The sequence below is a fragment of the Aquabacterium sp. UBA2148 genome (genome assembly GCF_002328915.1).
GTDB lineage: Bacteria > Pseudomonadota > Gammaproteobacteria > Burkholderiales > Burkholderiaceae_C > Aquabacterium > Aquabacterium parvum.
The window spans coordinates 1-8,394 of the sequence record NZ_DCXA01000243.1; the positions used below are offsets into that span (position 1 = coordinate 1).

At 65.5% G+C, this 8,394-nt stretch carries 5 protein-coding genes; 4 read left to right on the top strand and 1 reads right to left on the bottom strand.

The genetic code is table 11. From position 1 onward, the window contains the following. Window positions 1–23 precede the first annotated feature (23 nt). The 4 genes from B2W70_RS13510 to B2W70_RS13525 all read left to right on the top strand — a co-directional run bounded on the left by B2W70_RS13510 (window position 24) and on the right by B2W70_RS13525 (window position 4,935). Window positions 24–2,000 (top strand): peptidase U32 family protein, encoded by a 1,977-nt coding sequence (locus tag B2W70_RS13510; RefSeq protein WP_286746462.1) that lies wholly within the window; start codon window positions 24–26, stop codon window positions 1,998–2,000. Window positions 2,001–2,140: 140 nt separating this feature from the next. Further along, complete coding sequence (locus tag B2W70_RS13515) at window positions 2,141–3,583, top strand: DUF945 family protein (protein ID WP_286746436.1); 1,443 nt, start codon at window positions 2,141–2,143, stop codon at window positions 3,581–3,583. A 78-nt stretch (window positions 3,584–3,661) separates the two neighbouring features. Then, window positions 3,662–4,561: a UDP-2,3-diacylglucosamine diphosphatase gene (locus tag B2W70_RS13520; protein WP_286746439.1), complete on the top strand. Its 900-nt coding sequence runs from the start codon at window positions 3,662–3,664 to the stop codon at window positions 4,559–4,561. Between the two features lie 59 nt (window positions 4,562–4,620). After that, a complete protein-coding gene (locus B2W70_RS13525; RefSeq protein ID WP_286746442.1) occupies window positions 4,621–4,935 on the top strand; it encodes a DUF2322 family protein in 315 nt (104 codons plus the stop codon). Window positions 4,936–5,004: 69 nt separating this feature from the next. Here B2W70_RS13525 and purL read toward each other — a convergent pair. After that, window positions 5,005–8,394 (bottom strand): phosphoribosylformylglycinamidine synthase (gene purL / locus B2W70_RS13530; RefSeq protein ID WP_286746445.1); only part of this gene is annotated, 3,390 nt, incomplete at its 5' end.

Below are 8,394 nucleotides of genomic sequence, written 5' to 3' on the forward strand. Positions count from 1 at the left end.
TCTTTCTTCGCCCCCAACCGCCCATGTCCCTGCCCGCCCACCAGATCGAACTGCTCTCGCCCGCGCGCACGGCCGACATCGGCATCGAGGCCGTCAACCACGGCGCCGACGCCATCTACATCGGCGGGCCCTCGTTCGGCGCGCGCAGCAACGCCAGCAACGAGGTCAGCGACATCGCCCGGCTGGTCCAGCACGCGCACCGCTACCACGCCAAGGTCTTCACCACGATCAACACCATCTTGCGTGACGACGAGCTGGAGCCCGCGCGCAAGCTGATCTGGGAGCTGCACGACGCGGGCGTGGACGCGCTGATCGTGCAGGACATGGGCCTGCTCGAACTCGATCTGCCGCCCATCCAGTTGCACGCCAGCACGCAAACAGACATCCGCACCGTCGAAAAAGCCAAGTTCCTGCAGGACGCCGGCTTCAGCCAGATCGTGCTGGCGCGCGAGCTCACGCTGCAGCAGATCCAGGCCATCTCGGACGCCACGCACGCCACCATCGAGTTCTTCATCCACGGCGCGCTGTGCGTGGCCTACAGCGGCCAGTGCTTCATCAGCCATGCGCACACCGGCCGCAGCGCCAACCGCGGTGATTGCTCGCAAGCCTGTCGCCTGCCCTACAACGTGCTCGACGGCAGCGGCCAGGTCGTGGCCTTCGAGCAGCACGTGCTGTCCATGAAGGACAACGACCAGAGCGCCAACCTCAACGCCCTGATCGACGCGGGCGTGCGCTCCTTCAAGATCGAAGGGCGCTACAAGGACATGGGCTATGTGAAGAACATCACCGCCCACTACCGCCTGCTGCTTGACGAAATCCTGGAACAGCGGCCCGAGCTGGCCCGCTCGTCGTCGGGCGAGTGCACCTTCTACTTTCAGCCCGAGCCCGAGCGCAACTTCAACCGCGGCAGCACCGACTATTTCGTCACCGGCCGCAAGGAAGACATCGGCGCCTTCGAGTCTCCGAAGCACCTGGGCCTGCCCGTGGGCGAGGTCGCCAAGGTGGGCGACAAATGGTTCGACGTGGCCATCGACGACGAGGCTGTCAAGGAAGCCGGCGGCATCCACAACGGCGACGGCCTGAACTACCTGACGCTGACCAAGGACATCGTCGGCGTGCAGGTCAACACGGCTGAACCAGTGGGCAAGTCGGGCCGGCTGTGGCGCGTGTTCCCCAACGAGGCCATCGAGGCGCTCAAGGACCTGCAGTCCGGCGTGGCCATCAACCGCAACCGCGACCGCAGCTGGGAGCACCAACTCAGCAAGAAGTCGTCCGACCGCCGCATCGGCCTGTGGGCAGAGTTGAGCGAAACGCCTGATGGCCTTGCGCTGCAACTCTCTGACGAAGACGGCTGCGTGGGCTCGGCCAGCGTGGTGTGCGACAAGCAGGCGCCGCAAGATGCAGAGCGAGCCGAAACCACGCTGCGCGAGCAGATCGGCAAGCTGGGCAACACGATCTTCCAGGCTCACGACATCGGCCTGAAGCTGAGCCAGCCCTGGTTCGTGCCGGCCTCGGCGCTCAACACCCTGCGTCGCGACGCCGTGGCTGCGCTGGAAGCCGCTCGTGAAGCCGTGCGACCACGCCTTGAACGCGCAGCAGCCGTCGAGCCCCCCGCGCCCTACCCTGAAGACACGTTGAGCTACCTCGCAAACGTCTACAACCACAAGGCCCGCGATTTCTACGCCAAGCACGGCGTCAAGGTCATCGAGCCGGCCTATGAAAGCCACGAAGAACTCGGTGAAGTCAGCCTGATGATCACCAAACACTGCGTGCGCTTCTCGCTGAGCCTGTGCCCCAAGCAGGCCAAAGGCGTGCAAGGCGTTCAGGGCCAGGTCAAGGCCGAGCCGCTGCAGCTCATCAACGGCAAGGAGAAGCTCACGCTGCGCTTTGACTGCAAGCCCTGCGAGATGCACGTGGTCGGCAAGATGAAAAAGTCGGTGCTCAACCAGCTGCCTGCCTCGCCCATTCAGTTCTATCGCACGCGTCCTGCCAGCGTCTGAGCCCGATGCCCATGGGGGCATCAGGGTTTCATTTTTGCCATCTCGTGCAGAAATGGCGGATCGCAGCGCCGCGTGTGCGCAGCCCATCGGCGCAGCTCCTAACCTCATGCCAAACCTCGGGCTGAGCACGGAGATGAACGATGAAGACCTCGATGAAACTGACGGCGGCCGGCGGTGCCCTGGTGTTGGGCGCAACCGCAGCGATCCCAGCGTGGACCTCTCGGCAGGTGGACGAGCAGTTGCACGCCTGGGCACAGATCCCGGCGCATCAAAGCGATGCGCAGTTGCGCAACCTCCAGCACCACGCGGGCTTCCTGTCGTCCAGCGGCTCGGCAGAGCTGGTCCTGCGTTCACGCTGCAGCGCGGACGCCGAAGAGCAGACAGGCATGGTGGTGCAGGTGAACTACCAGGTCAGCCACCTGCCCAGGCTGGCGGGCGTCAACGCGTTCGAGTGGCAGGTCAAACCGCAGGGCGAAGCGGCGCAGGCCTTCAAGGCCCTCTTCGGTACCGAAAACGCACTGACAGGACAGGGGCACGTGACCTGGTCTCGCCAGGTCCAATCCAACATCAGCCTGCCAGCCATGTCCCTCGCGCAAGGCGGTGGGTCGATCGAAGCCAGCCCTTCACGTGGTGCCCTGATGGTCGGGGACAAGCGCGTCGCGTTCTCCTGGCAAATCGATGACGCGCAACTGCGCAGCAGCGATGTCGTCGCCAAGCTCGAGGGCATGAACTTCTCGATGGACCTCGACAACTGGCAGCGTGGCACGGGCGACGCGGCGTTCAAGGTGCGAAGCATCAGCACCCGAGAGGCGACGCTGGAGGGCTTGAGCATCGAGTCCAGGACGCAGGAGAGGGACGGGCGTCTGGATTCGGTCGTGCGCAACCACCTGGACCGACTCCAGGCCGGCAAGCAGGAGCTCAAGAACCTGGCCTTCGACGTGGCCATGAAAGGCATGCACGCCGACAGCGTCGAGAAACTCACCAAGCTGTTCAGCCAATCTTGCAGCGTTGAGCGCATGACGCAGGCGGAACGACAAACGATGCGCGACGCAGTTCGAACGCTGCTGAGCCAGGGCATGAGCCTTCAAATCGAAAAGCTCAAGGGTGAGAGCGCCCAGGGCTCCCTCGAGGGCGATTTCACCGTCTCGCTCAAACCGTCGCAGCAAGGTGGCGCGATCCAGATGGCCGAGTTGCTGACCTCCTCAGGCCACGTGAGCCTCCGAGGCGACCTGGCGTCCCCCGACCTGCGCCAAATGGCCACCGCCATGGGCTGGGGCCAGGTCCAACAAGACAGCCTGGCGTCCTCCTTCCAGTACGAGCGGGGCCAGCTCAAGGTGCTGGACCGGGTCATCGACGCCACCGCCGTGCAGAAGATGCTCGCGCTCGCTGACACGGTGATCCTGGCGGTGCTGGAGGACCGCGTCCCTGAGGTGCTGGCCGCCCAGAAAGACAGCGCACCGCAAGACGAAATGGAGGCTGAAGAGGCGATCAGCACAGAGCCAGAAAGCGAAGCGCCGGATGAGCCCACCGAGTCAGAGGCGGCGCAGGACGACGCCAACGAGGCGCCCGACCGATCCGTCTGACGCCGCTCAGGCGGCGCAAGGCAAACCGTCACGCCGCGGTCGCGCGGCTGTCACACCGGCGGCTCAGGATCCGGTTTCATGCACCGCTGGATCCAGGCCCCCTTGCTGCGCGCCTTGTCCTCCGCCACCACAGGTCACGGCGGAACAAAGCGATCGACGCCCCCAGAAGACACCGCCGCAAACGATGTCATCCGGGTGCGCACCGCGTGGATCTCTGATGTGCACCTGGGCACCCCAGGTTGCCAGGCCGATGCCCTGCTTGACTTCTTGCGGCGCGTCGAATGCGACACGCTGTTCCTGGTCGGTGACATCGTCGATGGCTGGCAGCTGCGAAGGAGCTGGTACTGGCCTCAGGCCCACAACGATGTGGTGCAAAAGCTCTTGCGCAAGGCGCGCAAAGGCACCCGCGTCATCTACGTGCCGGGCAACCACGATGAGTTCGCGCGCAAGTTCCTCGAGCACTCGTTCGGCGGCATCGAGGTGGCCGAAGAATGGATCCACACCACGGCGGACGGCCGCAGGCTTTGGGTCACCCATGGCGACCTGTACGACGGCGTGATCCAGGTGGCCCGCTGGCTGGCCCTGCTGGGCGACTCGCTCTACGAGTTCACACTCAAGCTCAACCGCCACCTCAACTCATGGCGGGCTCGGATGGGGTTGCCGTACTGGTCTTTGTCCAAGTACCTCAAGCTCAAGGTCAAGCGAGCGGTGAGTTACATGGGCGACTTCGAGGCCGCGCTGGCCCGAGAGGCCCGCAAGCGCGGCGTGGACGGTCTGGTGTGCGGACACATCCACCATGCGGAGATGCGCGAGGTCGAGGGCATCCTGTACTGCAACGACGGTGACTGGGTCGAGAGCCTGACGGCGTTGGTCGAGCACGAGGACGGCACGCTGGCCATCGTCGAGTGGAGCGAGGTCATGGCAGGGCGCACAGCCTTGTCACCGAGCTTGACGTCAGCCGCGTCGATCGCCGTTTGAAACGATCCCTGTCGGCGAGCCTGCGGCACAATGCGGCGCCTGACAGAAGGAGCCCGAACATGGCATTCGCCGACAACATCAAAGCCCTCCCCTCCGTGGCCCACCTGGCCGCCATCGAACTGCTCGACGCCGCCGGCGCCATGGTGGCCCGCATCGAAAACAAGCCTGGGCAGGCCGGCTCGCTCGCCGTGTACGCCGCGCTGGCGGCCAAGCACGGGGTCATCCATCCCGAGGCTGCACAGGAAGGCCTGCAGATCTACGCCGAGCACACCGCCGACGCCGAAGCCAACACAGGCAAACACCCCAACATCGACCGGCTGATCGACCTGGTGCGCAACGGGCAATCGCTCACCGCTCGTACCATCGCCGCCTGAGCGGCCTGCGTCAGCAAGATAAAAAATGGGGCGCCCTGGAGCGCCCCCTTGTCTTGGGTGGCTGAGAGATCAACCCACCCACTTGCGCGCGTTGCGGAACATGCGCAGCCAGGGGCTTGGCGCACTCTTGTCGCCGCTGGTCCAGCTCATCTGGATGTTGCGGAACACGCGCTCGGGGTGCGGCATCATGGCCGTGAACCGGCCATCGGGCGTGGTCACACCGGTCAGGCCCTCGGGCGAGCCGTTGGGGTTGAACGGGTAGACCTCGGTGGGCACACCGGCGTGGTCCACGAAGCGCACCGCGCGGTGCACCTTGGCGGCGTCTCCACGCTGCGAGAAGTTGGCAAAGCCTTCACCGTGCGACACGGCAATCGGCATGCGGCTGCCGGCCATGCCCTCGAAGAAGATCGACGGGCTCTCCAGCACCTCGACCTGGCTCAGGCGGGCCTCGAAGCGCGTGCTCTGGTTGGTCGTGAACTTCGGCCAGTGCTCGGCGCCCGGGATGATCGGGCTGAGCGCCGCCAGCATCTGGCAGCCGTTGCACACGCCCAGGCCGAAGGTGTCGCCGCGCTTCATGAAGGCGGCGAACTGCTCGGCCAGTTGCGGATTGAAGAGCACCGAACGTGCCCAGCCTTCGCCGGCACCCAGGGTGTCGCCGTAGCTGAAACCTCCGCAGGCCACGAAGCCCTGGAACTGGTCCAGTCGAGCGCGGCCGGCGATCAGGTCGCTCATGTGCACGTCGAAGGTGTCGAAGCCACCCAGGTGCATGGCGTAGGCCATTTCCACGTGCGAGTTCACGCCCTGCTCACGCAGGATGGCCACCTTGGGACGGACCTTGTTGATGAAAGGCGCGGCCACGTCTTGCAGCGGATCGAAGCTCAGCGACACATGCAGGCCTGCGTTGGCTGCATCGCCGATGGTGGCGTGTTCGCTGTCGGCGCAGGCGGGGTTGTCGCGCAGCTGGGCGATGCGCCAGCTCACGTCGTCCCACGTTTGGTGCAGGTGCTGCAACGGGGCTTTGAAGATTTGCTTGGCGTCGCGCCAGACCTGCACCTCGTCCTTGGCTGCACCCGTGAGGATGGGCTTGCCGATGACGTGGCTGTGCTGGCTCAAGCCATGCTCGCGCAGGGTCTGCATCACGGCATCGCGCTCGGCGGTGCGCACCTGCAGCACCACGCCCAGCTCTTCGTTGAACAGGGCCTTGAGCGTGAGCTCGTTGCGGCGCTCGCTGACCTGGCCGGCCCAGTTCTTGGAGTCACCGGTTTCGGCGCGGCTGTCGCTGATGCCATCGCCCTCGGTGACGAGCATGTCGACATTGAGGGACACACCCGTGTGGCCGGCGAAGGCCATTTCGCACACGGTGGCCCACAGGCCGCCGTCGCCACGGTCGTGGTAGGCCAGCAGCTTGCCTTGGGCGCGCAGCGCGTTCACGGCCTCGACCGTGGACTTCAGGGCAGCCGGCGAGTCGACATCGGGAACATCGTTGCCGAACTGGTTGAGCACCTGGGCCAGCATCGAGCCGCCCATGCGCTTCTTGCCTTGGCCCAGGTCGATCAGGATCAGGCTGGTGTCCAGGGCCTGGCCGTTCTCGATGGTCACGAGCTGAGGCGTCAGCGTGCCTCGCACATCGGCGATCGAAGCGAACGACGTGACGATCAGCGAAACAGGCGCGGTCACCTGTTTGGAGACTCCGTTGTCAGACCACTTGGTGCGCATCGACAGCGAGTCCTTGCCAACCGGGATCGAAATGCCCAGCGCCGGACACAGCTCCATGCCCACGGCCTTGACGGTCTCGTACAACGCCGCGTCTTCACCCTTCTCGCCGCAAGCAGCCATCCAGTTGGCGGACAGCTTCACGCGCGGCAACTCGATGGGCGCGGCCAGCAAGTTGGTGATGGCCTCGCCCACGGCCATGCGGCCGGATGCGGGTGCGTTGACCGATGCCAGCGGCGTGCGTTCGCCCATGGCCATGGCTTCGCCGGCGAAGCCCTTGTAGTCGGCCAGCGTCACGGCCACGTCTGCCACCGGCACCTGCCAGGGGCCGACCATCTGGTCGCGGCTGTTGAGGCCACCCACGGTGCGGTCACCGATGGTGATCAAAAAGCGCTTGCTGGCCACCGTGGGGTGGCGCAGCACGTCGAAAGCCACCTTGTCCAGTTGCACGCCGGTCAGGTCCAGCTGGCCGCCGTCCCACTGCACGCGCTGCACGTCGCGGTGCATCTTCGGAGGCTTGCCCAGCAGCACTTCCATGGGCATGTCGACAGGCTTGTCGGCACCGGGCTTCGTGGTGTCTTCCAGCACCAGCTCCAGGGCCTCGGTGGCCGTGCCGATCACGCCGAAGGGGCAACGCTCGCGCTCGCACATGGCGGTGAAGATGGGCAGGCTCTCGGGTGCGATGGCCAGGACATAGCGCTCCTGGCTCTCGTTGCACCAGATTTCTTTCGGGGCCATGCCGGACTCTTCCAGAGGCACCTTGCTCAGATCGAACCGTGCGCCCTTGCCTGCGCCGTCCACCAACTCGGGGAAGGCGTTGGAGATACCGCCCGCGCCCACGTCATGAATGGCGAGGATGGGGTTGTTGGCGCCCAGGCCCCAGCAATGGTTGATGACCTCTTGCGCGCGGCGCTCGATTTCCGGGTTGCCGCGCTGCACCGAATCAAAGTCCAGCGCAGCAGAGTTGGTGCCCGCCGCCATCGACGACGCCGCCGCGCCCGCCATGCCGATGCGCATGCCGGGGCCACCCAACTGGATCAACAGCGTGCCCGCGCCGAACACGATCTTCTTGGTCTGCTCGGCGCTGATGGTGCCGATGCCGCCAGCGATCATGATGGGCTTGTGGTAACCACGGCGGATGGCGCCAGCGCCCTCGCCCACCTGTTGATCGAACACGCGGAAGTAGCCGCCCAGGTTGGCGCGGCCGAACTCGTTGTTGAAGGCGGCGCCACCCAGCGGGCCTTCGATCATGATCTGCAGCGGGCTGGCGATGTGCTCGGGCTTGCCGACGGGTTTTTGCTCCCAGGGCTCGTTGGTGCCGGGCAGGTGCAGGTTGGACACCGAAAAGCCGGTCAGGCCCGACTTGGGGCGCGAGCCACGGCCCGTGGCGCCTTCGTCGCGGATCTCGCCGCCCGCACCGGTCGAGGCACCCGGGAAAGGCGAAATCGCCGTCGGGTGGTTGTGGGTCTCGACCTTCATCAGCACATGGGCCAGTTCTTCGCGGGCCTGGTACTGCGGTGCGTTGGTGAAGCCAGCCGGCATCCAGCGCTCGATCTGATGGCCTTCCATCACCGAGGCGTTGTCAGAGTAGGCCACCACCGTGTGCTGCGGGCTGAGCTTTTCGGTGTTGCGGATCATGCCGAACATCGACAGGTCCTGCTCCTGGCCGTCGATGGTGAACTTGGCGTTGAAGATCTTGTGGCGGCAGTGCTCGGAGTTGGCCTGCGCGAACATCGTCAACTCGAG

What these genes read in the sequence shown, in the direction of transcription:
- B2W70_RS13525 (WP_286746442.1), top strand. Translation starts at nt 4,621, where the DNA reads ATGGCATTCGCCGACAACATCAAAGCCCTCCCCTCCGTGGCCCACCTG.
- B2W70_RS13520 (WP_286746439.1), top strand. Translation starts at nt 3,662, where the DNA reads ATGCACCGCTGGATCCAGGCCCCCTTGCTGCGCGCCTTGTCCTCCGCC.
- B2W70_RS13515 (WP_286746436.1), top strand. Translation starts at nt 2,141, where the DNA reads ATGAAGACCTCGATGAAACTGACGGCGGCCGGCGGTGCCCTGGTGTTG.
- B2W70_RS13510 (WP_286746462.1), top strand. Translation starts at nt 24, where the DNA reads ATGTCCCTGCCCGCCCACCAGATCGAACTGCTCTCGCCCGCGCGCACG.